At 71.2% G+C, this 24,592-nt stretch carries 19 protein-coding genes; 6 read left to right on the top strand and 13 right to left on the bottom strand.

Annotation, left to right across the window (positions count from 1 at the left end; genetic code table 11):
* Positions 1-24 precede the first annotated feature (24 nt).
* The 6 genes from ACFVHO_RS31580 to hrcA form a co-directional block, all read right to left on the bottom strand.
* A complete protein-coding gene (locus ACFVHO_RS31580; protein ID WP_385722105.1) occupies positions 25-642 on the bottom strand; it encodes a hypothetical protein in 618 nt (205 codons plus the stop codon).
* A gap of 201 nt (positions 643-843) precedes the next feature.
* Complete coding sequence (locus tag ACFVHO_RS31575; RefSeq protein WP_385722102.1) at positions 844-1,245, bottom strand: VOC family protein; 402 nt, start codon at positions 1,243-1,245, stop codon at positions 844-846.
* Between the two features lie 22 nt (positions 1,246-1,267).
* Entirely contained in the window at positions 1,268-2,017 is a 750-nt protein-coding gene (locus tag ACFVHO_RS31570) for a 16S rRNA (uracil(1498)-N(3))-methyltransferase (RefSeq protein ID WP_385722099.1), read from the bottom strand.
* Entirely contained in the window at positions 2,014-3,087 is a 1,074-nt protein-coding gene (locus tag ACFVHO_RS31565; RefSeq protein ID WP_385722096.1) for a nitronate monooxygenase, read from the bottom strand. Before ACFVHO_RS31565 ends, ACFVHO_RS31570 begins: the two co-directional genes overlap by 4 nt.
* A 454-nt stretch (positions 3,088-3,541) precedes the next feature.
* A complete protein-coding gene (gene dnaJ, locus ACFVHO_RS31560) occupies positions 3,542-4,681 on the bottom strand; it encodes a molecular chaperone DnaJ (protein ID WP_385722093.1) in 1,140 nt (379 codons plus the stop codon).
* Positions 4,682-5,698 (bottom strand): heat-inducible transcriptional repressor HrcA, encoded by a 1,017-nt coding sequence (gene hrcA / locus ACFVHO_RS31555; protein WP_380857027.1) that lies wholly within the window; start codon positions 5,696-5,698, stop codon positions 4,682-4,684. It lies immediately after the preceding gene.
* Positions 5,699-6,036: 338 nt separating this feature from the next.
* Here hrcA and ACFVHO_RS31550 point away from each other — a divergent pair, with 338 nt between their 5' ends.
* Both ACFVHO_RS31550 and ACFVHO_RS31545 read left to right on the top strand, forming a co-directional pair.
* Positions 6,037-6,798: an MBL fold metallo-hydrolase gene (locus ACFVHO_RS31550; RefSeq protein WP_385722090.1), complete on the top strand. Its 762-nt coding sequence runs from the start codon at positions 6,037-6,039 to the stop codon at positions 6,796-6,798.
* Between the two features lie 23 nt (positions 6,799-6,821).
* Positions 6,822-7,640, top strand: coding sequence for a DUF3097 domain-containing protein (locus tag ACFVHO_RS31545; RefSeq protein WP_385722087.1), 819 nt, complete (start codon positions 6,822-6,824; stop codon positions 7,638-7,640).
* A 112-nt stretch (positions 7,641-7,752) separates the two neighbouring features.
* Here the strand turns inward: ACFVHO_RS31545 and hemW are convergent, their stop codons facing one another.
* Both hemW and ACFVHO_RS31535 read right to left on the bottom strand, forming a co-directional pair.
* Positions 7,753-8,985, bottom strand: coding sequence for a radical SAM family heme chaperone HemW (gene hemW, locus ACFVHO_RS31540; RefSeq protein WP_385722084.1), 1,233 nt, complete (start codon positions 8,983-8,985; stop codon positions 7,753-7,755).
* Positions 8,986-9,151: 166 nt separating this feature from the next.
* Entirely contained in the window at positions 9,152-11,059 is a 1,908-nt protein-coding gene (locus tag ACFVHO_RS31535; RefSeq protein WP_385722081.1) for a SpoIIE family protein phosphatase, read from the bottom strand.
* Between the two features lie 783 nt (positions 11,060-11,842).
* On the opposite strand from ACFVHO_RS31535, the gene ACFVHO_RS31530 reads away from it, so the two are divergent.
* Positions 11,843-16,108: a HAMP domain-containing protein gene (locus ACFVHO_RS31530; RefSeq protein WP_385722183.1), complete on the top strand. Its 4,266-nt coding sequence runs from the start codon at positions 11,843-11,845 to the stop codon at positions 16,106-16,108.
* A gap of 13 nt (positions 16,109-16,121) precedes the next feature.
* Positions 16,122-16,706 carry a two-component system response regulator gene (locus ACFVHO_RS31525; protein WP_385722079.1) on the top strand — a complete coding sequence of 195 codons (585 nt, stop codon included), beginning with the start codon at positions 16,122-16,124 and terminating at the stop codon, positions 16,704-16,706.
* Positions 16,707-16,763: 57 nt separating this feature from the next.
* Here ACFVHO_RS31525 and ACFVHO_RS31520 read toward each other — a convergent pair whose 3' ends face one another.
* Positions 16,764-18,653: an AMP-dependent synthetase/ligase gene (locus ACFVHO_RS31520; RefSeq protein WP_385722076.1), complete on the bottom strand. Its 1,890-nt coding sequence runs from the start codon at positions 18,651-18,653 to the stop codon at positions 16,764-16,766.
* A 281-nt stretch (positions 18,654-18,934) separates the two neighbouring features.
* A complete protein-coding gene (gene lepA / locus ACFVHO_RS31515) occupies positions 18,935-20,800 on the bottom strand; it encodes a translation elongation factor 4 (RefSeq protein ID WP_385722073.1) in 1,866 nt (621 codons plus the stop codon).
* A 202-nt stretch (positions 20,801-21,002) separates the two neighbouring features.
* On the opposite strand from lepA, the gene rpsT reads away from it, so the two are divergent.
* Positions 21,003-21,263, top strand: a complete 261-nt coding sequence (gene rpsT, locus ACFVHO_RS31510) for a 30S ribosomal protein S20 (protein ID WP_030357727.1) — start codon at positions 21,003-21,005, stop codon at positions 21,261-21,263.
* A 444-nt stretch (positions 21,264-21,707) separates the two neighbouring features.
* On the opposite strand, the gene holA is transcribed toward rpsT, so the two are convergent.
* On the bottom strand, positions 21,708-22,694 hold the full coding sequence (gene holA / locus ACFVHO_RS31505; protein ID WP_385722070.1) for a DNA polymerase III subunit delta: 987 nt from the start codon (positions 22,692-22,694) through the stop codon (positions 21,708-21,710).
* Positions 22,695-22,842: 148 nt separating this feature from the next.
* Between holA and ACFVHO_RS31500 the strand changes: the two genes are divergently transcribed.
* Complete coding sequence (locus ACFVHO_RS31500; protein WP_289950884.1) at positions 22,843-23,088, top strand: hypothetical protein; 246 nt, start codon at positions 22,843-22,845, stop codon at positions 23,086-23,088.
* A gap of 7 nt (positions 23,089-23,095) precedes the next feature.
* On the opposite strand, the gene ACFVHO_RS31495 is transcribed toward ACFVHO_RS31500, so the two are convergent.
* Positions 23,096-23,977 carry a YceI family protein gene (locus ACFVHO_RS31495; protein WP_385722067.1) on the bottom strand — a complete coding sequence of 294 codons (882 nt, stop codon included), beginning with the start codon at positions 23,975-23,977 and terminating at the stop codon, positions 23,096-23,098.
* A 240-nt stretch (positions 23,978-24,217) separates the two neighbouring features.
* A complete protein-coding gene (locus ACFVHO_RS31490) occupies positions 24,218-24,562 on the bottom strand; it encodes a hypothetical protein (RefSeq protein WP_385722064.1) in 345 nt (114 codons plus the stop codon).
* Between the last annotated feature and the right edge of the window lie 30 nt (positions 24,563-24,592).

Genomic DNA, 24,592 nt, shown 5'->3' with positions numbered 1-24,592 from the left:
CGCGCGGGGCGGGGGCGTTTTGGATCACTTGCCCGGTTCCTCGTCGGGCTGTTCGGTCACGGTGACGGTGGCGGTGGGCCCGGGGTCGGGCTTCTCGTGCCCGGCATCGTCGTCGCCGTTTCCGTCGTTGTTGCCGTCGTTGTTGCCGTTGTTCCCGTCGTGGCCGTCGTCGTTGTTGCCGTCGTGGCCGTTGCCGTTGTTCCCGTCATGACCGTTGCCGTCATCGCCGCTGTCGTCGTTGGCTTGATCGTCGTTGCCGTCGTCGTCGGGCGTGTGGTCGCAGTTGCCCAGGGCGTCGACGCGGAACCACTCCTCGCTGCCGACCTTGGCGGTCAGATTCCCGCGGACGCAGGCGCCGTTGCGCACCTCCGTCACCCGGCCCTTGATGGTGATGACCTTGTCGTCGTCGGACTGGCCCCGGCAGTCGACCTCCGCCTCCCGCTGCTCGTCGGAGTCCGATGCCTTCCTGTCCTTGCCGACGAACGAGGCCGTGCAGGTCAGCCAGTCCACGTCGACGTGCTGCCGCTCCAGCTCCAGGGTGCCCATCTTGTCGGTGGTGATCGCGACGGCGGACGTGCTCATGTTGCCCTCGACGGGGTCGCACGCGGCGAGTCCCGCACCGGCGGCGACGGCGGCCGTCACGGCGACGAGGCCCCGCCGTGTCCGCCGCGTCCACCGGGAGCGCGGTAACGGTGATCGCGGTGTTCGCCTCAATGCCCCCATGAGCGGCAGGGTGCCACCACGGACGGCACGGCGGTAGACCGCTTGCGGTCAACTGTCCAGTTACCGCCCCTTGACCGAGGCCTCTTCACGGGTCCGCTCAGGGCCCCTTCCCGGGTCCGCTCAGGCGCGGTCCGTGCGCAGCAGCAGCCACTCCTGGAGCTCCACCAGGTTCCCCTCGGGATCCTTGAGGTGGGCCACCCGCATCCGGTCCGTCATGGGCGCGGGCCCGTGCGTCAGCTCGGCGCCGCGCTCGGTGATCCGCTCGCAGTACGCGTCCAGGTCGTCGACGCGCAGCACCACCAGGGAGCGGTGTCCGGTCGCCGACTCGGCCAGCTCGCCGAGTAGTTCGGCCATCACCGTCCGGTCCTGCAGGGCGATGCCCGCGGACCCCGTCGTGGGGCTGAACTTCTCGTACGGTCCGCTCGGAGCGCCCGACTGGGGCTTCAGGCCGAGCACGTCGGCGTAGAAGCGGTAGCAGGCGGGGAAGTCGGTGACGAGCAGGCGTACCTGGGCGAGTTCCACGGGGATGCCTTTCGGGCGGTGATCAGGACCAGCGTCCGGTCCGGCCGAGGAGGAGGGCCGTCGCGGCGGTGCCGGCGGTCGACGTGCGCAACACGCTGCGCCCGAGCCGGTAGGGCTTGGCACCCGCCTGCGCGAACGCCGCCAGCTCGTCCGGGGCGACGCCGCCCTCGGGGCCGACGACGAGCACGATCCGGCCGGTCGCGGGCAGTTCGGCGGTGGCCAGCGGCTCGCTGCCCTCCTCGTGCAGGACGGCGGCGAAGTCCGCGGCGGCCAGGAGCGCCGCGACCTGCTTGGTGGTGGCGAGCTCCGCGACTTCGGGGAAACGCACGCGGCGCGACTGCTTGCCCGCCTCGCGTGCCGTGGCCCGCCACTTGCCGAGCGCCTTCTGGCCGCGCTCGCCCTTCCACTGCGTGATGCAGCGGGACGCGGCCCAGGGGACGACGGCGTCCACACCGGTCTCCGTCATGGTCTCCACGGCGAGCTCGCCCCGGTCGCCCTTGGGCAGCGCCTGCACGACGGTGATCCCGGGCGTCTCCGCGCCCTCCTCGCGTACGCCGTCGGCGTCCAGGGACACCGTCAGGCGGTCCTTGCCCTCGGTGTCCGCGACGACGCCGTGCGCCCAGTGTCCGGCGCCGTCGGTGAGGACGACGTCCTCGCCCGCGCGCAGCCGCTTCACCGACACGGCGTGCCGCCCCTCGGGCCCGTCCAGGACGTACACGCTTCCCGGGGCCGCGCCCCGGAAGTCCTCGACGACGAAGACCGGCGCCGTCACACCGCACCCCGCGCGGTGAACGTCGCCTTCGCCTCGTCGAGTTCGGCGACCAGGACCTCCATCAGCTCCCCGGCGGGCAGCGCCCGCGCCAGGCGATGGCCCTGGCCCGCCCACAGCGCCATGGCCTGCGGGTCACCGGCCTTCGCGGCGGCCTTGCGGAGCCCGGCCGTCAGATAGTGGACCTGCGGGTACGCGGCCGGGGCGTACGGGCCGTGCTCGCGCATGAACCGGTTGACCAGGCCGCGCGCGGGGCGGCCCGAGAACGCCCGGGTCAGCTCGGTGTGCCCGAACAGCGGGTTCGTCATGGCCTGCTTGTGCAGTGGCTGCGCGCCCGACTCGGGCGTCACCAGGAACGCCGTGCCGAGCTGGGCGAAGTCCGCGCCCGCGGCGAGGACCGCGGCGATCTGGCCGCCGCGCATCAGGCCGCCCGCGGCGATCACGGGCAGCCGCACCGCCTCCCGTACCTGCGCGATCAGGCTGAGCAGGCCGATCCCGGAGCCGTCCGCCTCCGGGTTGTCGCGGTGCGTGCCCTGGTGGCCGCCCGCCTCGATGCCCTGGACGCAGACGGCGTCGGCGTCCGCCCGCTGGGCCGCGCGGGCCTCCTCGGGCGTGGTGACGGTGACGACCGTACGGGTGCCGACGCGGTCGAAGGCCTGGACGACCTCCCGGGTCGGGCAGCCGAACGTGAACGACACCAGCGGCACCGGGTCGTCGAGCAGGATCGCGAGCTTCGCTTCGTAGCCGTCGTCGCGCTTGCCCTCGGTGTCGCCGAGCTGCGTCTCGTACCAGGTGGCCTCGCCCGCGAGCTGATTGCGGTAGACCTCGACGGCCGCGGGATCGGCGTACTCCGGCTGCGGCATGAACAGGTTCACCCCGAACGGCCGCGCCGTCAGGCCCCTGACCTGTTTGATCTCCTGATACATCCCGTCGGCGGTCTTGTACCCGGCAGCCAGGCAGCCGAGCCCCCCGGCCTCGGCCACAGCGGCCACGAGCTGCGGGGTCGAGCCACCGCCCGCCATCGGGGCCTGCACGATCGGATAGCGACAGAGATCGGTGAACGCGGAGGACATACCGGCATCGTGCCACGTCTGGCGGGGGCGCCTTGTCCGGGGTCCTTCGGCTTTCCCGCCGTGGGGGCTTTCCTGCCCCGCCGCTCCGCGGCGGATACCTCCCACCCACCCACCCGTGACTGGAACATCACCGCGCCGCCGCCATGGCCACCTGCGCCACTCCCGCTACGGCGAGCCGAGCCGCCCGTGCTCCCGCACCGGGGCCGGGGAAGGACCCGGCCGCCCCTGTCCGTCCCACCCTGTGGGCAGCTGGGCCGCCAGGGGCGGCACGGGTGGGCACAGCCCCGGCCGACGGCGCTGTGACGACGAGGGAGGGGCACGGCCCCCGGCCGACGGGGCGCCACGAACGGAGGTGACCCGGCCGAGCCCCGGGCGCCGTCACCGCGCGGGGTGACCACGCAAAACGGCCCGGGACGAACGTGGAATCCACGCTCACCCCGGGCCGCTCAAGGCGCTAGCGCCCGTTGAACGCGTCCTTCAGGCGGGAGAAGAGGCCCTGCTGCCCGGGCTGGAACTGCCCGGTGGGCCGCTCCTCGCCCCGCAGCTGCGCGAGCTCCCGCAGCAATCGTTCCTGCTCGGGATCGAGCTTGGACGGCGTGAGCACCTCGACGTGCACGATGAGGTCACCGCGCCCCCCACCGCGCAGGTGGGTGACACCACGCCCGTGCAGCGGGATCGACTGCCCGGACTGCGTACCGGGCCGGATGTCGACCTCCTCCACACCGTCCAGCGTCTCGAGCGGCACCTTCGTGCCGAGCGCGGCCGCCGTCATCGGCAGCGTGACGGTGCAGTGCAGATCGTCCCCGCGCCGCTGGAACACGGCGTGGGGCAGCTCGTGGATCTCGACGTAGAGGTCACCTGCGGGGCCGCCGCCGGGGCCGACCTCGCCCTCGCCCGCGAGCTGGATCCGGGTGCCGTTGTCGACACCGGCCGGGATCTTCACGGTGAGCGTGCGCCGGGACCGGATCCGCCCGTCGCCCGCGCACTCGGGGCACGGCGTCGGCACGACGGTCCCGAAGCCCTGGCACTGCGGGCAGGGCCGCGAGGTCATGACCTGGCCGAGGAAGGACCGGGTGACCTGGGACACCTCGCCGCGGCCGCGGCACATGTCACAGGTCTGCGCGGAGGTGCCGGGCGCGGCCCCTTCGCCGGAACACGTCGTACAGACGACGGCCGTGTCGACCTGGATGTCCTTCGTGGTGCCGAAGGCCGCCTCTTCGAGGTCGATCTCCAGGCGGATCATGGCGTCCTGCCCGCGCCGGGTGCGCGAGCGCGGCCCGCGCTGCGACGCCGTGCCGAAGAACGCGTCCATGATGTCGGAGAAGTTGCCGAAGCCACCCGCTCCGAAGCCGCCCGCGCCACCGGCGCCGCCGGCCTGGGACAGCGGGTCCCCGCCGAGGTCGTAGACCTGCTTCTTCTGCGGGTCCGACAACACCTCGTACGCGGCGTTGATCTCCTTGAAGCGCTCTTGCGTCTTCGGATCGGGGTTGACGTCCGGGTGCAGCTCGCGTGCGAGCCGCCGGAAGGCCTTCTTGATGTCGTCCTGGGAAGCGTCGCGGCGCACGCCTAGTACGGCGTAGTAGTCCGTGGCCACTTACGACTCCGCCAGGATCTGTCCGACGTAACGTGCCACTGCGCGTACTGCTCCCATCGTTCCCGGATAGTCCATGCGGGTCGGTCCGACCACGCCCAGCTTGGCGACTGCCTCGCTCCCCGAACCGTAGCCGACGGAGACCACCGACGTGGAGCTGAGCCCCTCATGGGCGTTCTCGTGCCCGATCTTGACGGTCATGCCCGAATCCGTCGCCTCACCAAGCAACTTGAGGAGGACGACCTGCTCCTCCAGAGCCTCGAGGACCGGCCTGATGGTGAGGGGAAAGTCATGTCCGAAGCGGGTGAGATTGGCGGTGCCGCCGATCATCAGCCGCTCCTCGGTCTCCTCCACCAGCGTTTCGAGGAGGGTGGACAGGACCGTGGTCACCGTCCCCCGGTCGTCCTTGTCGAAGGATTCGGCCAGATCCTGCACCAGCTGCGGCACGTCCGAGAAGCGGCGGCCCGCGACCCGGCTGTTGAGCCGTGCCCGCAGATCCGCGAGCGACGTCTCGCCGAACGGCGCCGGGCAGTCGATCATGCGCTGCTCGACCCGCCCGGTGTCGGTGATGAGGACCAGCATCAGGCGGGCCGGGGCCAGCGAGAGCAGTTCCACGTGCCGCACCGTGGAGCGGGTCAGCGACGGATACTGCACCACCGCGACCTGCCGGGTCAGCTGCGCGAGCAGCCGCACCGTGCGGCCGACGACGTCGTCCAGGTCGACCGCGCCGTCCAGGAAGTTCTGGATCGCGCGCCGCTCCGGCGCCGTCATCGGCTTGACTCCCGCGAGCCGGTCCACGAACAGGCGGTACCCCTTGTCGGTCGGGATGCGCCCGGCGCTGGTGTGCGGCTGGGCGATGAACCCTTCCTCCTCAAGGGCGGCCATGTCGTTGCGGACCGTGGCCGGGGAGACGCCGAGGTGGTGGCGTTCGGTGAGCGCCTTGGAGCCGACGGGCTCCTCCGTGCCCACGTAGTCGTGGACGATGGCGCGCAGCACTTCCAGCCTGCGTTCACTGAGCATCGCGCACCTCCAGCTGCCGTCCCTCGCCCCGAGCCCCCGGTGGTGGCCCCTCGCCCTGGCACTCACCCCGGGCGAGTGCCAGCCTTCACCGAGTCAGTGTACGGCCGGTGGGTACAGGCCCGGCAAGGGCCGACCCCTTTGTCATGCCGACGGGTGCCGCCCTTGTCCTGCCTTGTCATGCCGGAGGGTGGCACCGTGTCATGCCTGAGGGTGGCACGGTCCGGCCGCACCGGAGGGCACCACCGTCCCACCGTCGCCCCTCCTCCCCACACCTCCCCGCATCTCCCCACACCCTCCCCCGCCCTGCCTCCGTGCCCCGTCGGCGTTAGCGTCACCCCATGGACACCTCCTCGCCCTCCCCCGCCCCCACCCCGGCCTGGGAGGAGGCTGGCTGGGAACGGCTCGCCGCCCGCGTGGGGCGGTGCAGGCTGCCCGTGTGGGACTGCACGGCCGGGCTCGTCGTCGGCACCGGCGCCGCCCTCATGATCGAGGCCGGATCCAGCCTGCGCGAGGGCTCCCGGCTGCGCGCCGACGCCCGGCGGCTGCTCGGTGGCGAGCGGCGCGTGACCCATCTCGCCCTCACCCACCCCCACTTCGACCACGTCCTCGGCGCCGCGGCGTTCGCGGGCGTCGAGGTGTTCGGCGCCGTCGGCCTCGACACCGTCCTGGACCACGACCGCGAGGGCCTGCGCGCCGACGCCGTCGCCCAGGGCCTCGACCCGGCCGCCGCGGCCGAGGCCGCCGACCTCCTGGTCCAGCCCCGCCACCTGGTGTGCGGCGAGTGGACCCTCGACCTCGGCGGGCTCCAGGTGCTGCTCGCCAACGTCGGCCCCGGGCACTCCGGCCACGACCTGGCCGTCCTCGTGCCGGGCGGCCCGGGCGAGCCCGAGGTCGTCTTCTGCGGTGATCTGGTCGAGGAGTCCGGCGAACCGCAGGCCGGTCCGGACGCGGCGCCCCGGCACTGGCCCGCCGCACTCGACCGGCTCCTCGACCTGGGCGGCCCGGACGCGCTGTACGTGCCCGGGCACGGGGCCGTCGTCGACGCCGCTTTCGTACGCCGCCAACGCGACGAGCTGGCCCGGCGGTTCGGTGTCGCCTGACGGCATGCCATAACGTCTGGCCCATGCGCAGCTACCACCCGGACCTGACCCCGCCCTGGAAGAAGCCGGCCGCCGTCCCCGAGGTGCCCGCCGAGGCCGACCTGGTCGTGGAGGAGGTCACCACGGGCTTCTGCGGCGCGGTGATCCGCTGCGAGAAGACCGCCGAGGGGCCGACGGTGACCCTGGAGGACCGCTTCGGCAAGCACCGCGTGTTCCCGATGGCGCCGCGCGGCTTCCTCCTGGAGGGCCGGGTGGTCACGCTGGTCCGCCCGTCGGCCGCCGCCGCGCCCCGGCAGCCCGCGCGCACCGCGTCCGGCTCGCTGGCCGTGCCGGGGGCGCGGGCACGGGTGGCCAGGGCGGGGCGGATCTACGTGGAGGGGCGGCACGACGCCGAGCTGGTCGAGAGGGTCTGGGGCGACGACCTGCGCATCGAGGGTGTCGTCGTCGAGTACCTGGAAGGCATCGACGACCTGCCCGCCATCGTCGACGAGTTCGCCCCCGACGCCGACGCGCGCCTGGGCATCCTCGTCGACCACCTGGTCCCCGGCTCCAAGGAGTCCCGCATCGCCGCGGCCGTCAGCAGCGACCACGCCCTGGTCGTCGGCCACCCCTACATCGACGTGTGGGAGGCCGTGAAGCCGTCGTCGGTGGGCATCACGGCCTGGCCCCGCGTCCCCCACGGCCAGGACTGGAAGAAGGGCGTGTGCCGCGCCCTGGGCTGGCCGGACAACACGGGCGCGGCGTGGCAGCACATCCTGGGCAGGGTCCACACGTACAAGGACCTGGAGCCGGCGCTGCTGGGGAGGGTCGAGGAACTGATCGATTTCGTGACGGCTCCATAGTCCCAGGGCCCTGTCCAGGCGCCGGACGAGGAATTCTCAGCCCGTCCGGCGATTGAGGACGAGGCGCGCAGCGCCGAAAAGGGGGGCCAGGGGCGAAGCCCCGTACGAAGGCTCAGTCGACCAGATCCCGCACGACGGCGTCGGCCAGCAACCGCCCCCGCAGGGTGAGGACGGCCCGCCCCTCCGCGTAGGGGCCAGCCTCAAGCAGCCCATCAGCCAGCGCACGCGTAGCTGCGGCGAGCCCGGCCTCCTTCAGCAGCCCCAACGGACACCCCTCAAGCAGCCGCAGCTCGAGCAGCACCCGCTCGACCCGCCGATCCTCGTCCGAGAGGACCTCCCGCCCGGCCCCGGGCGACCTCCCCCCGGCGAGCGCGGCGGCGTACGCGCCGGGGTGCTTCACGTTCCACCACCGCACACCCCCCACATGGCTGTGGGCCCCCGGCCCGGCCCCCCACCAGTCGGCACCCCGCCAGTACAACTCGTTGTGCAGGCACCGCCCCGCCTCGGAGGTGGCCCAGTTCGACACCTCGTACCAGTCGAACCCGGCCCCTCCGAGCACCTCGTCGGCGATCAAGTACCGATCCGCGTGCACGTCGTCGTCGGTCATGGGCACCTCCCCGCGCCGGATCCGCCGGGCGAGCTGCGTCCCCTCCTCGACGATCAGGGCGTACGCGGACACATGATCGGGCCCCGCGCCGATGGCGGCGTCGAGGGAGGCCCGCCAGTCGTCGTCGGTCTCCCCGGGGGTGCCGTAGATGAGATCGAGGTTGACGTGCTCGAAGCCCGCGGCGCGCGCCTCGGCGACGCAGGCCTCGGGCCGCCCGGGCGTGTGCGTGCGGTCGAGGACCTTCAGGACGTGCTGCTTGGCGCTCTGCATGCCGAAGGAGACCCGGTTGAAGCCACCCTCGCGCAGGGCACTCAGATAGGCGGGGTCGACGGACTCCGGATTGGCCTCCGTGGTGATCTCCGCGTCGTCGGCGAGCCCGAACTCGTCGCGTACGGCGGCGAGCATCCGTACGAGATCGTCGGCGGCGAGCAGCGTGGGCGTACCGCCGCCGACGAACACGGTCCGCACGGGGCGCGGGTCGTCGCCGAGGACCTTGCGGGCGAGGCGGACCTCGTCGATCAGGGTGTCGGCGTAGTTGTCGCGGGAGGCGAGGACGCCACCGCTGCCGCGCAGCTCGGTGGCGGTGTAGGTGTTGAAGTCGCAGTAGCCGCAGCGGGTCGCGCAGTACGGCACGTGCAGATAGAACCCGAGCGGCCGCTCACCCGCTCCGACCAGGGCGGAGGCGGGCAGCGCCCCGTCCTCGGGCATGGGCTCACCATCGGGCAGTACAGAAGGCATGTCTGCCATTGTCCCGGACGCGCCGGGGTTCCCGGTCCCCGTGAGGATCCGCCGAAGGGTGGGTGGGGGACAGCCCCTCCGGCGATTGAGGAGCGGGGTCCGGGGCGGAGCCCCGGTTTCGGTGAAGGGGTGGGCCTGGGGCGCCCCGCGAAGGCACCCCCCCGGGTCACTTCGCCCTGAGCACCAGCAACGCCAGATCATCGTCCGGCGGCCGCTGCGAGAACTCATGGACCAGCCGCCGGATCCGCTCGGCGACGAGCCCCGCGTCAAGCCCCGCGCAGCCCGCGAGCGCCTTGGCGAGCCCGTCCCCGTCGTCGAAGAGGTGCAGCCCGGAGCGCCGCTCCGTGACGCCGTCGGTGACGCACAGAAGCGTGTCACCGGTGCGCAGCTCGAAGGTGGTGCTGGTGTACGTCTCGTCGTCGACGACACCGAGCAGCATCTGCGGCGCCGCCACGGGCCGCACCTGCCCGTCGGCCCCGAGGACCAGCGGCAGCGGATGCCCGGCGCACGCCACGGTGCACCGCACGCCGCCGTCGAAGGGCACCAGCTCGCCGTAGAGGAGGGACAGGAAGCGCGAGGTGGGGCCGTCGGTGGGCTCGTCCTGGCCGCCGGCGACGGCGAGGACGGCCGCGGCGGCGTCGGCGGCCTCCGTGGCGTCGTCGAGGAGGAGCTGGTTGAGGCGGTCGAGGACCTCGGCGACCTGGTAGCCCTCGCGGGCGAGCAGCCGCAGCCAGGGCCGGGCGAGCCCGATGACGACGGCCGCCTCGGGCCCCTTGCCCTGGACGTCGCCGAGCGCGAAGCACCAGCGGCCCTGCCCGGCGGGGAACACGTCGTAGAAGTCGCCGCCGGGCCCGCCCTGCTCCCGGGGCTCGTACACGATGCCGCTCTCCACGCCGGGGATCTCCGCGACGGCGCTCGGCAGCAGGCCGCGCTGGAGGACCTGGCTGATGGTGGCCTGGCGCTGGTAGCGGCGGGCGGCGCTGATGGCGAGGGCGACGCGGCGGCTGAAGTCCTCGACGAGCCCGGTGGCCTCGTCGGGGAAGCGCACGAGCCCGGCCCGCCCGATGACCAGGGTCCCGAGCTTCCTGCCGCCCGCCACCAGGCGGTACGCAAGCGCCGCGCCGCCCGTTTCGCCGCCGCCGAGGGCGTCCCCGGGCCACAGCACGGCCACCGCGCCGGAGCCCACCGCCTCGGTCAGCCGCGGCGGCTCCTTCTCCAGGAGCCTCCGCAGCTCCTCTATGCGGTGTTCGCTGGTGTGCCAGACGCGCGCGAGGCGGGTGCCGGGGGCGCGGCCGTCGGGGGTGCGCCCGGGGCCCTCGGCCTCGTCGTCGAGCCAGACCGCGCACCAGTCCGCGAGGCGCGGTACGAGCAGTTGTCCGGCGAGGGCCGCGACCAGGTTCTCGTCGAACTGTCCGGCGAGCAGGTCGGAGGCCTCGGCGAGGAAGGTGAGGGCGCCGCGGTTGATCCAGTCGGTGTCGTGGGTGGTTCTCTTGGGCATCGGCGCGAGGATCTCGGCGGCGCGCAGGCCGCGGTGCAGGGCCTGTTCACCGGCGTACGTCTCGAACTCCTGGGCGGCGGGGAGCCCTTCGACGGGCAGCCGGGCCCAGACCGTCTTGGTGCCGGAGCGGTAGGTGATGCCCCAGGACTCGGAGAGGGTGGCGACGAGTTGCAGGCCGCGGCCGTACTCGGGGGTGCCGGGCTGCGGGGCGCGGGGCTCGCTGCGGACGGCGCGCGCCGGGTGGTGGTCGGACACCTCGATGACCAGGGCGTCGGTGTTCTCCCCGGGGGCGCCCTCGTCGAAGCGGCACAGGACGTCGACGGCGGTGCCCGCGTGCACGACGGCGTTCGTCACCAACTCGCTGACGAGCAGCACCGAGTCGTCGGCGAGCCGGTCGGTGATGCCGGTCGCGGCGGGCGCCCCGAGTTCGGTCCAGTCGGCGAGCGCCGCGCGGACGAACCGGCGGGCCGCGGCGGGCGCCAGGGAGTTCCCGGGCAGGGACGTGCGGACGACGGCGAGCGGCCCGGGGCGCGCCGCGGGCTGGGCGGAAGCACGAAAAGTAGTCTCCCGTTGCATCGGAATGGCCCCCACAGTGCGGCTCCTGAGCAGTTCGGACGAATACGCCTCAGGCGACACGGACAGAGTGACAGACTGACTGGGCCCATAAGCACCGAGTTACCGAAGTGGGCCACCATGAGTGAGAACAGTGCTACGCCCGCGCTCGGACGCGGTCAGATTCCGTCATCCGCCGATACGGGCATTCCTGTGCGGATTTCGGCCCCGGATGCCGCTGCGGCTCCCGGCCCGACGCCCCCACCGGCCATCGTGGATCCGGGTGGCCGATTCCGGCCCCGGGCCGCGGCGGTGGCGCCCGGCGAGATCCGGCCAGCCGACGCGGGCGGCGTCGGCTGCGCCCCATCGCCGTCGCACCCCAAGTTCCCTGACCCTCTGTCACTGTCAACTTCTGCTGTCATAGCGGGACTTGAGACACCGAAGGGGACCGGAGCGGCGGCTCCGGGCAGCCCGCACGCGTCCGCGCGAACGGCGCTCGACGCCTCGCTCACACCCCCGGCACCGGAGCGCGCCCACTCGGTCTCCGCGGCCGAGCAGCGCCCCGGGCGCTCCGTCCGCGCCAAGATCCCGTCCCCGGCCGGGGAGCCGGCCCCGCCCGGCCAGGCGCCCGCCCACAAGGTCCCCGCTCCGGCCGGAGCGCCACCCGCGGCTCCGGCCAGGCGGTCGCCCAAGCGCCCGCCCAAGCCCACCCGCGCGCCGGACCCGGGCCCCGTCTTCGCCCCCGAGGCGATCCTCGGCGACCCGTCGGGCACGACCGCCGCCGATCTGCGCGGCCTGCTCGCCGCCATGCGGGCCGCCCGCGACGGCAAGTTCACCAAGGCCCCGCACACCAGCTCGGGCCTGGTCGCCGAGCTGGTCACGGTGTTCAACGAACTGGTGGACCGCTCCACGCACTTCGACGGCGAGCTGCTGCGCGTACGCAGGGAGATGGTCCGGCACGGCCGCCTCGACACGCGGTTCACGGCGAGCCCGGGGCAGGGCAGCTGGGCCAACCGGATCATCGAGGTGAACTCCCTCCTGGACTCGCTGGTCGCACCCGCCACGAACGCGACCCGCGTCCTGAACGCCGTCGCGGGCGGCGACCTCACCCAGCGCGTCGACCTGCACGACGGGTCCCGGGAGCTGCGCGGCGACCTGCGGCGCCTGGGCCGTGCCGTCAACACGATGGTCGACCAGTTGTCACTCTTCACGGGCGAAGTGACGCGGGTGGCCCGCGAGGTCGGCACGGAGGGGCGGCTCGGCGGCCGCGCCAAGGTCCGCGGCCTGTCCGGAAGCTGGCGGGACGTGACGGAGGCCGTGAACACGATGGCCTCGCGGCTGACCGCACAGGTCCGCGACATCGCGCTTGTCACCACGGCCGTCGCGCAGGGCGACCTGACGCGCACGGTCACCGTCGAGGCCACCGGCGAGCTGCTCGAGCTGAAGCTCACCGTGAACACGATGGTCGAGCAGCTCTCCGCCTTCGCGGCGGAGGTGACGCGTGTCGCCCGTGAGGTGGGCACGGAGGGGCGGCTCGGCGGCCGGGCGCAGGCCCGGGGCGTGTCCGGGGTGTGGAAGGACCTCACCGACAACGTCAACTTCATGGCGTCCAACCTCACCTCCCAGGTGCGCAACATCGCGCAGGTCACCACCGCCGTCGCCAACGGCGACCTGAGCCAGAAGATCACCGTGGACGCGCGCGGCGAGATCCTGGAGCTGAAGGACACCGTCAACACGATGGTCGACCAGCTCTCCGCGTTCGCCGACGAGGTCACCCGCGTCGCCCGCGAGGTCGGCACCGAGGGCAACCTCGGCGGCCGCGCCCATGTGCGCGGCGTGTCGGGCGTCTGGAAGGACCTCACCGACAACGTCAACTTCATGGCGGACAACCTCACTTCGCAGGTCCGCAACATCGCCCTGGTGTCGACGGCCGTCGCCCAGGGCGACCTGTCGAAGAAGATCACGGTGGAGGCCAAGGGCGAGATCCTGGAGCTGAAGTCGACGATCAACACGATGGTCGACCAGCTCTCCGCGTTCGCCGACGAGGTCACCCGCGTCGCCCGCGAGGTCGGCACCGAGGGCAACCTCGGCGGTCAGGCGCAGGTGCGGGGCGTCAGCGGCGTCTGGAAGGAGCTGACGGACAACGTCAACTTCATGGCGTCGAACCTCACCTCCCAGGTGCGCAACATCGCGCAGGTCACCACCGCCGTCGCCAACGGCGACCTGTCGAAGATGATCACGGTGACGGCGCGCGGCGAGATCCTGGAGCTGAAGGACACCGTCAACACGATGGTGGAGCAGCTGCGCGCCTTCGCGGACGAGGTCACCCGGGTGGCCCGTGAGGTGGGCACGGACGGCAGGCTGGGCGGCCGCGCCCAGGTCCTCGGCGTCTCGGGCGTGTGGAAGGACCTCACCGACAACGTCAACTACATGGCGGACAACCTCACCGGTCAGGTCCGCAACATCGCGCAGGTCGCCACGGCCGTGGCGCAGGGCGACCTGTCGAAGAAGATCGACGTGGACGCGCGCGGCGAGATCCTGGAGCTGAAGACCACCATCAACACGATGGTGGACACGCTGTCGTCGTTCTCCTCGGAGGTCACCCGCGTGGCCCGCGAGGTGGGTTCGGAGGGGCAGCTCGGCGGTCAGGCCCGGGTCGAGGGCGTGTACGGCACCTGGAAGCGCCTGACCACGAACGTGAACGAGCTGGCGCTGAACCTGACCACCCAGGTCCGCGCGATCGCCGAGGTCGCCTCCGCGGTGGCGCAGGGCGACATGTCCCGCTCCATCACCGTGGAGACCCGGGGCGAGGTCGCCGAGCTGAAGGACAACATCAACCTGATGGTGTCCAACCTCAGGGAGACCACCCGCGCCAAGGACTGGCTGGAGTCCAACCTCGCCCGCCTGGCCGGTCTGATGCAGGGCCACCGGGACCTGATGGAGGTCGCCGACCTCATCCTGCGCGAGCTGACCCCGCTGGTGAACGCAGGGTACGGCGCGTTCTTCCTGGCCGACCCGGACGCGGAGGGCACCGCGCCGCTGCAGGCCTCGCCCGCCAAGGGCCTCGCCTTCATCGCCGGGTACGGCTCCGCGCAGGGCAGCGCGACCGAGGAGGAAGGGTTCCTCGTCGACACCGGGGGCATGCCCGCGCACGGCCTGGTGCGGCAGGCGGCCCTGGAGAAGAAGCGCATCCTCCTCGACGAGGTGCCGCCCGACTACATCAAGATCCATTCGGGGCTCGGGGACGCCTCACCGGCCAGTGTCGTCATCATCCCGATCCTGTTCGAGGACAAGCTGCTCGGCGTCATCGAGCTGGCCACGTTCTCCCGCTTCTCCGACGTCCACCTGGCGTTCTTCGACCAGTTCGTGAACACCATCGGCGTCGCCATCAACACCATCATCGCCAACTCGCGTACGGAGTCCCTGCTCAGCGAGTCCCAGCGGCTCGCCATCCAGTTGCAGGAGCGCTCGGACGAACTCCAGCGCCAGCAGGCCGAGCTGCGCCGCTCCAACGCCGAGCTGGAGGAGAAGGCGGCCCTGCTCGCCACGTCCTCGCAGTACAAGTCGGAGTTCCTGGCGAACATGTCGCACGAGCTGCGCACCCCGCTGAACTCCCTGCTGATCCTGGCCCGGCTGCTCTCCGACAACCCCGACAGCCATCTCTCCGACCAGGAGGTGCAGTTCGCGACCACCATCCACCGCTCGGGCTCCGACCTGCTCCAGCTCATCAACGACATCCTCGACCTGTCGAAGATCGAGGCCGGGCGCATGGACGTACGCCCGAAGAAGCTCCCGCTGATCAAGGTCCTGGACTATGTGCACGCCACGTTCCGGCCGCTCACCATCGACCGCGGCCTCGCCTTCGACGTCACGGTCGGCCACAACGTGCCGAGGGAGATGTTCTCCGACGAGCAGCGGCTCCAGCAGATCCTGCGCAACCTGCTGTCGAACGCGGTCAAGTTCACCGCGAACGGCCGCATCGAGCTGCGCGTGCAACACGTCACGGACTCCCCCGACCCGCTCCTGAGCGACCGGGGCGACCTGATCAGCTTCGCCGTGCAGGACACCGGCATCGGCATCCCGCCCGAGCAGCTCCCGGTGATCTTCGAGGCGTTCCAGCAGGTCGACGGCACCACCAACCGCAAGTACGGCGGCACCGGCCTCGGCCTGTCCATCAGCCGCGAGATCGCCGGTCTGCTCGGCGGCCGCATCACCGCCGAGAGCAGGCCCGGCGAGGGCTCCACCTTCACGCTGTACGTGCCCGTGGTGCACCCCGGCCACGGCGCGGCGGCCGCGGCGTACGCCTCCGCGCGCACCGTGCCCGCCCCGGTCCCGCAGGACGAGACCACCTCGACCGCGCACACCCTGCCGGACACCGACGACAACTGGCCGGCGCCGACCAAGCTGGAGGTGTGGAAGGAGGGGCGGGCGGGCCGGATACTGCCGGGCCGGCGGGTGCTCATCGTCGACGACGACATCCGCAACGTCTTCGCCCTGACCCATGTCCTCAGCCGCGTGGGCCTGGTGGTGCTCTACGCCGAGAACGGCCGCGAGGGCATCGAGACCCTGGAGCGCAACCCCGACACCGACCTGATCCTGATGGACATCATGATGCCGGAGATGGACGGGTACGAGACCATCGCGGCCATCCGCCGCACCCCGCGCTGGACCGGCCTGCCGATCGTCGCCCTCACCGCGAAGGCGATGCCCGGGGACCGCGAGAAGGCCATCTCGCAGGGCGCCACCGACTACGTACCGAAGCCGGTGGACGTGGACCAACTGCTCATGGCCGTCTGCGCGCTCCTGGACCCCGAAGGCGCCTCGTTCTACAAGCAGGCCAACGTGGCCATCGAGGACCCCGCCGACCCGGAGCAACCGACGACGCCCGCCGAGGACCGGCTCGAACCCGACCCCGTCGACCCCGTCGGCCTCGTCGATCTCGTCGCCCCTATCGACCAGGCCGACCTCGTCGACCCCACAGAACCCACGGAACCCACGGAACCCACTGAATCCGTTGACCCGGAGCAGGCCGGTACGCAGGGGGAGCCTGCCGCGCCGCCCACGACTGAGTGAGGCTCTTGTCACCATGAGTACAGAGGCGCCGACCGACAACCGCGCCAGCATCCTCCTGGTCGACGACATGGAGGACAACCTGATGGCCCTGGAGGCGGTCCTGGGCTCCCTCAACGAGCCACTCGTGCGGGCCCGCTCCGGTGAGGAGGCGATGAAGGCCCTTCTGAGGCAACGGTTCGCCGTGATCCTCCTGGACGTACGGATGCCGGGCATGGACGGCTTCGAAACCGCGTCCAACATCAAACGCCTCGACCAGACGAAGGACGTGCCGATCATCTTCCTGACCGGCACGGACAACGACGCGGGTTACGCCTTCCGCGGCTACGCGACCGGCGCGGCGGACTACCTCACCAAGCCCTTCGACCCCTGGGTGCTGCGCGCCAAGGTCACCGTCTTCCTCGAACTGCACCGCAAGAACCAGCAGTTGGAACGCATGCTGGCGCGCGAGCAGGTGCAGTTCGAGGAACTGTCCGAACGGCTCTCCGCGATCGAGCGACATATGGCGGCGAGCAGCCTGACCGACGTACTGGAACTGCGCCACCACGTGACGCACATGGAGGAACTGCTGCGGGAGATGCGGCGCGGGCGGGGCGTGTGAACACCGGGGCCCCGCCCGCCCCCGCGGGCGCGTGCGTCGGCACGCGCCCGCGGACGCTCACGCCTCGCGCGAGCCCGCGTACATCTCCTCGATCAGCGCCTTGTACTCGCGCTCCACGACCGGCCGCTTCAGCTTCAGGCTGGGCGTCAGCTCGCCGTGCTCGACGTCGAGGTCGCGGGGAAGCAGCTTGAACTTCTTGACGGTCTGCCAGCGCTGCAGGCCGTCATTGAGCTGCTTCACGTAGCCCTCGATGAGCGTGACCGTCGCCGGGGCCGCGATCACCTCGGCGTAGGACTTGCCGCCGAGGCCGTTCTCCTCGGCCCAGCCCATGAGGGACGGCTCGTCGAGGGCGATGAGCGCGGTGCAGAAGTTCCGGTCGGCGCCGTGCACGAGGATGTTCGAGACGTACGGACAGACGGCCTTGAACTGGCCCTCGACCTCGGCGGGCGCGATGTACTTGCCGCCGGAGGTCTTGATCAGGTCCTTCTTGCGGTCGGTGATGCGCAGATAGCCGTCCGGGGACAGCTCCCCGATGTCGCCGGTGTGGAACCAGCCGTCCGACTCCAGGACCTCGGCGGTCTTCTCGGGCTGACCGTGGTAGCCCTCCATCACACCGGGGCTGCGCAGCAGGATCTCGCCGTCGTCCGCGATCCGCACCTCGGTGCCGGGCAGCGGCTTGCCGACGGTGCCGGTGCGGTAGGCCTCACCGGGGTTCACGAAGGACGCGGCGGAGGTCTCGGTGAGCCCGTAGCCCTCCAGGATGTGGATGCCGGCGCCCGCGAAGAAGTACCCGATCTCGGGCGCGAGCGCCGCCGACCCGGACACCGCGGCCCGCAGCCGCCCGCCGAAGGCCTCCCGCAGCTTGCCGTAGACGAGCTTGTCGGCGACCGTGTGCTTGGCGCCGAGCCCGAACGGCACCGAGGCCACCCCGGTCCTGCGGAAGTTGTCCTGGCTGGTCTTCGCGTACTCCCGGGCGACCTCCGCCGCCCACTGGAAGATCTTGTACTTCGCGCCGCCACCGGCCCGCGCCTTGGCCGCGACGCCGTTGTAGACCTTCTCGAAGATGCGCGGCACGGCGGCCATGTACGTCGGCTGCACCACCGGCAGATTCTCGATGATCTTGTCCACGCGACCGTCGACGGCCGTGACGTGTCCGAGTTCGATCTGTCCGCTGGTCAGCACCTTGCCGAAGACGTGCGCGAGCGGCAGCCACAGGTACTGCACGTCGTCGGCCGTGAGCAGCCCCGTCGCCGCGATGGCCTTCGCCATGTACGACCAGTTGTCCTGCGGCAGCCGCACGCCCTTGGGACGGCCCGTGGTCCCCGACGTATAGATGATGGTCGCGAGGTGATCGGGCCTGATCGCGTCGATCCGCTCCTTGACCACCTGCGGGTTCTTCTCCAGATAGGCGGCGCCGCGGGCCTCGAGGTCGGCCAGCGTGAGCACCCAGCCCTCGGGGTCGTCCGCCGCGGGCTCGACGCCCTCGGCGTCGATCACCACGACATGCTTCAGCTCGGGCAGGTTCGCCCGCTGCGCCCGCGCCTTCGCCAGCTGCTCGACGTTGTCCGCGATCAGGACGCGGCTGCCGGAGTCACCGAGGATGAACGCCGACTCCTCGGCGTTGGTCTGCGGATACACCGTCGTCGTGGCCGCCCCGGCGCACAGGATGCCCAGGTCGGCGAGGATCCACTCGACGCGGGTCGCGGAGGCGAGGGCCACCCGGTCCTCGGGGTTCAGGCCCAGGTCGACGAGGCCGGCCGCGATGGCGAAGACCCGCTCGGAGGCCCCCGCCCAGCTCAGGGCCCGCCAGTCGTCCGGCCCCTCGCCCGAGGCGGCCGGGACGGGATAGCGGTAGGCCTCGGCGTCGGGTGTGGCCGCGACCCGTTCCAGGAAGAGGTGCGCCACGGAAGGCGGACGGTTCTCGATCAAGGTCTGTGTGTCGCTCACGACATCCTCCGGGCCCGCGACGGTGCGTCCTGACGGTGCGTTTCTACTAGCTGCATGGCTGCGGTCGCTGCGCTCCCGTGCCCCTCCGGGCACTTGTTTAACTTGCGAGTAACCTACGAGCAGTGATCAGAGTAAAGGCCGGACGCCATGTGCGTAAGGGGCTGCAGCCTGTCACTTCCTACAGCTTCACCGGCGGTGAACCCACAGAGCACCTGCCCGCCAGGCGGACAGGTGCTCTGTGTACGACGCGGAACGACGCGCGCGGGCGCCGGGGCGCTGGGCTACTTCTTCTTGCCGGAGCCCTCGTCGCTGGACAGCACCGCGATGAAGGCCTCCTGCGGGACCTCCACGGAGCCGACCATCTTCATCCGCTTCTTGCCTTCCTTCTGCTTCTCGAGCAGCTTGCGCTTACGCGAGATGTCACCGCCGTAGCACTTCGCGAGCACGTCCTTGCGGATGGCGCGGATGGTCTCGCGGGCGATGACCCGGGAGCCGATGGCGGCCTGCACGGGCACCTCGAAGGCCTGCCGCGGGATCAGCTCGCGCAGCTTGGCGACGAGCCGCACGCCGTACGCGTACGCCGCGTCCTTGTGCGTGATCGCCGAGAAGGCGTCGACCTTGTCGCCGTGCAGCAGGATGTCGACCTTGACGAGCTGCGCGGACTGCTCGCCCGTGGGCTCGTAGTCCAGCGAGGCGTACCCGCGCGTCTTGGACTTCAGCTGGTCGAAGAAGTCGAAGACGATCTCCGCGAGCGGCAGCGTGTACCGGATCTCGACGCGGTCCTCGGACAGGTAGTCCATGCCGAGCAGCGTGCCGCGCCGGTTCTGGCACAGCTCCATGATCGAGCCGATGAACTCGGACGGGGCGAGGATGGTCGCCCGCACGACGGGCTCGTACACCTCGTCGATCTTGCCCTCGGGGAACTCGCTCGGGTTGGTGACGACGTGCTCGGTGCCGTCCTCCATGATCACGCGGTAGACCACGTTGGGGGCCGTGGCGATCAGGTCGAGCCCGAACTCGCGCTCGAGGCGCTCCCGGATCACGTCCAGGTGCAGCAGGCCGAGGAAGCCGACGCGGAAGCCGAAGCCGAGCGCGGCGGATGTCTCCGGCTCGTACACCAGCGCGGCGTCGTTGAGCTGCAGCTTGTCCAGGGCGTCGCGCAGCTCCGGGTAGTCCGAGCCGTCCAGCGGATAGAGCCCCGAGAAGACCATGGGCTTGGGGTCCTTGTAGCCGCCGAGCGGCTCCGTGGCGCCCTTGTGCAGGGAGGTGATCGTGTCACCGACCTTGGACTGGCGGACGTCCTTCACACCGGTGATGAGATAGCCCACCTCGCCCACGCCGAGCCCGTCGGCGGCGAGCATCTCGGGCGAGTTCGTCCCGATCTCCAGGAGCTCGTGGGTCGCGCCCGTCGACATCATCCGGATCCGCTCACGCTTGTTGAGCTGGCCGTCGACGACTCGTACGTACGTCACCACGCCCCGGTACGAGTCGTACACCGAGTCGAAGATCATCGCGCGGGCGGGCGCGTCCTTGACGCCGACCGGCGGCGGGACCTCGGCGACGACCTTGTCGAGCAGCGCCTCCACCCCGAGCCCGGTCTTCGCGGAGACCTTCAGGACGTCGTCCGGGTCGCAGCCGATGAGGTTGGCCAGCTCCTCGGAGAACTTCTCGGGCTGGGCCGCCGGCAGGTCGATCTTGTTGAGCACCGGAACGATCTTGAGGTCGTTCTCCATCGCCAGATACAGGTTGGCGAGGGTCTGCGCCTCGATGCCCTGGGCCGCGTCGACCAGGAGGACCGTGCCCTCGCAGGCCGCGAGCGAACGGGAGACTTCATAGGTGAAGTCCACGTGGCCGGGGGTGTCGATCATGTTCAGGATGTGCGTCGTGCCCTGGTCGGGGCCCTCGGTCGGGGCCCAGGGCAGACGCACGGCCTGGGACTTGATCGTGATACCGCGCTCGCGCTCGATGTCCATGCGGTCGAGGTACTGGGCGCGCATCTGACGCTGCTCGACCACGCCGGTCAGCTGCAGCATGCGGTCGGCGAGCGTGGACTTGCCGTGGTCGATGTGCGCGATGATGCAGAAATTGCGGATCAGAGCCGGGTCGGTACGGCTCGGCGCGGGCACATTCTTAGGGGTCGCGGGCACGCAGGGTCCTGTCTCTTGAGGCGCCTTATGCCTCGGGTCGGATCGATACGTAGCCTCCATCGTCCCACGGGTGGGCCGCGAGGATCGGTTTGGGCCGGTCGCGGGGCGGCTGGTAACGTGGGCAGCTGTGTCTCTCAGCCCTCTCGGCCACGAGGCACATGTCAGAGAAATCAGCAGTACCTGAACCTGAGAAGGCTCTTTCGTGGCGAACATCAAGTCCCAGATCAAGCGGAACAAGACCAACGAGAAGGCGCGCCAGCGCAACAAGGCCGTCAAGTCCTCGCTGAAGACCGCGATCCGCAAGGCCCGCGAGGCCGTTGCCTCCGGTGACACCCAGAAGGCGACCGAGCTGACCCGCGAGGCTTCGCGCCAGCTCGACAAGGCCGTCTCCAAGGGCGTCATCCACAAGAACCAGGCCGCCAACAAGAAGTCGGCGCTTGCTTCGAAGGCCGCGTCCCTCTAAGGCCGACCAGTGATGTAACCGCCGGGAGGACCAGAGCGGGCCCTCTCTCATCCGCTCCCGACCGGCACCCCGATCCACACGCGGCCTGCGTTCGCCACGCGGGTGTGGATCTTGAAGAGCTTGAGCTTGACCGAAGGCCCCGTGCACTGTCCTTCCCCAGGACGGCGTGCGGGGCTTTTCGGGTTTCTGGGGGTGCGGGGGTCTCGGTCCGGGGGGTCGGGGTCCGGGTTTCTGGGGTCCGGGGTCAAGATCCGGGGTCGGGGTCCGGGGCGGAGCCCCGGTTTCGGGAAGGGGCGGGCTTGGGGAAAGAAAAATCCGCCGCAACGGCGAGCACCCCGAACAAACCGTCCCGGCGGTGCCAGCCCACCCCACCCCTCCAGAGGACAAAAGCCCACCCCACCCTCCGGAGGATGAAAGCCCTCCCCCCCGAGAGGACGAAAAACCCTACCCCCGACGAAGCCGAGCAGCCCGCGCAACGGCGACGACAGCCTTCTCCAAGGCGTACGCGGGATCGTCCCCGCCCCCCTTGACGCCCGCGTCAGCCTCCGCACAGGCCCGAAGCGCCACAGCGACCCCCTCCGGCGTCCACCCCCGCATCTGCTGCCGCACCCGATCGATCTTCCACGGCGGCATCCCCAGCTCACGAGCGAGATCAGCGGGCCGCCCACCCCGCGCGGACGACAGCTTCCCGATGGCCCGCACCCCCTGCGCCAACGCCGAGGTGATCATCACGGGCGCGACACCGGTCGCCAGGGACCAGCGCAGCGCCTCCAGGGCCTCCGCCGCCCTTCCCTCCACGGCCCGGTCGGCCACGGTGAAGCTGGACGCCTCCGCCCGCCCCGTGTAGTACCGCCCGACGACCGCCTCGTCGATCGTGCCCTCGACGTCCGCGACGAGCTGCGCCACGGCGGACGCCAGCTCCCGCAGATCACTGCCGATGGCGTCGACCAGGGCCTGGCACGCCTCCGGCGTCGCCGACCGCCCGAGCGCCCGGAACTCACCCCGCGCGAAGGACAGCCGGTCCGCGGGCTTGGTCATCTTCGGGCAGGCCACCTCCCGCGCCCCCGCCTTGCGTGCGGCGTCGAGCAGCCCCTTGCCCTTGGCGCCGCCCGCGTGCAGCAGCACCAGGGTGATCTCCTCGACGGGCGCCCCCAGATACCCCTTCACGTCCTTGACCGTGTCCGCCGACAGGTCCTGCGCATTGCGTACGACGACGACCTTGCGCTCGGCGAACAGCGAGGGGCTGGTCAGCTCGGCGAGGGTGCCGGGCGCCAGCTGGTCGGGCGTGAGGTCACGGACATCGGTGTCGGCGTCCGCGGCCCGCGCGGCGGCGACGACCTCCTGCACGGCGCGGTCGAGCAGCAGATCCTCCTGCCCCACGGCGACCGTGACAGGAGCGAGCGGATTGTCGTTTGCGTTCTTCCTGGCCATCGCGGTCAAGCATCCCACGCAGCACTGACACCTCAGGCCGAGGCGGCGTCCGGCGGGCGCGGCCGGGGAGGGAGCCAAGGGCCGGGCCCAGGACCGCCGGACCGGACGCGGGGCACGGCCCGACGTCGCCGTATCGGAGAATGGGCAGGTGACCGACGTACGACATGTCCTGGTGCTGCCCGACCGCGACGCCGCCGAGCAGCTCGCCGAAGAACTCCCCGACCGCTTCGGCGTCCCCGACGAACCCCAGCTCGTCCGGGACGCGCTGGCCGGCGAGGACGACGCCGAGGACGCCCAGTGGCTGGTGGTCGTCGAGGACCCCGAGCGCCGTCTGGACCCGGCGGAACTGGACGCGCTGGCAGCCGAGTTCGAGGGCTGGCTGGAGGCGCCCTAGCCGAGGCTCAGGCCTTGGGCAGGACCTGGATGTCCAGCTCGATGGTGATGCTGGCGCCGACCGCCGCGATCCCCCGGGCGAGCATCGTCTGCCACGTGATCGTGAAGTCGTCGCGGTGCAGCTCGGTCGTCGCCCGGCACGCGGCCCGCGTCTCGCCCTCGAGCCCGTGCCCGACCCCCAGGTACTCCGTGTCCAGGGTGACCGTCCGCGTCACACCGTGCAGCGACAGCGCGCCCGTGATCGCCCACCGCGCACCGCCCTTGTGCACGAACTTGTCGCTGTAGAACTCCATCGTCGGAAACCGCGCCACGTCCAGGAAGTCACCCGACCGCAGATGGTCGTCGCGCATCTTGACGGCCGTGTCGATGGAGGACGCGTCGATCACGACGTGCATCGCGGAGTCCTCCATCCGGTCGGCCAGACGTATCGCCCCCGCGAACGTGTTGAACCGGCCGTGGATCCGCGCGAGCCCGATGTGCCGCGCCGTGAACGCGATCGAGGAGTGCAGCGGGTCGATGTCCCAGTCCCCGGACTCCGGCAGCCCCGGGAGCTGTGCGATCTGCAGCGTCACGTCCCCCATCGACGCGTGCGCGCCCTCGCCCACCGTGACGTTCGCCCGGTACGGCGTGAACCCCTCCGCCGACACCGCGAGCCGGTACTCCCCCGCCGGAACCGTCGCGACGAACGACCCGAACGGATCCGTCCCACCACCGACGATCTTGCGGCCCATGGTGTCGCTGACCGACAGCTCCGCGTGCTGCACCGCCTCATTGACGGGATCGAGCACCCGGCAGCTGAGCACCCCCGCGCCGGTCGGCACCGTCATCGCCGACAGCGGCCCGGACCGCCCGTCCCGGCCCCAACGGTTTCCCAGCCAACGGCCGAACACTGCGACACACCCCGCACACCTTGACAACACCTGCAACGAAAAGGCATTCGATCACCGTTGCGGCATTCGATGCAAACGCAACCACTTCAGCAAGAACATTGTGGAATTGACCGGAGCACCCGCACTGTCCCACTGACCCCAATTAACAGTTCCGCCCCACTTCGCCTCCCCTCCCGCGCCGCCTCACTTCGCCTCCCCTCCCGCGCCACCCCACACACCGCCGCGACCGGCGCCTTGAGATCACTCACCCAGCGAGTCGCGGTGCGCGGCCGGCGAGAGGGGCGACGCGCAGTCGAAGTCGAAGGTCTCCACGGCTGCGCCGGCGGGGAACTCCGGGTGGTCGTCCCAGATCCGCGCGAACGCGACCAGGAGGTTCCACGAGGCCACCGCGTGCAGCTCCGTCTCCCCTGCCTGCTCGGCCGGAGAGCTCCGATGGAAGATCACCGCCGCGATCTGCTTCTGCGCGGCCAGCCGCAGGGCCGCGGCCGTGCGGCGCGCTTCGCCTTGAAGCGGGGCCGTATCGGGGATCCGCGCCGACACGAAACCCACCAGCCGCACGAACTGGTCCTCAGTGATCCGTTCCACCCATACCCCCTGATTCCGCCTCCTGCGGTG

The organism is Streptomyces sp. NPDC127108 (assembly GCF_042677545.1).
In the GTDB taxonomy this organism is placed as follows: domain Bacteria; phylum Actinomycetota; class Actinomycetes; order Streptomycetales; family Streptomycetaceae; genus Streptomyces.
Note: the sequence above shows the minus strand (reverse complement) of the source record. Positions and strands in the feature narration are given on the sequence as shown.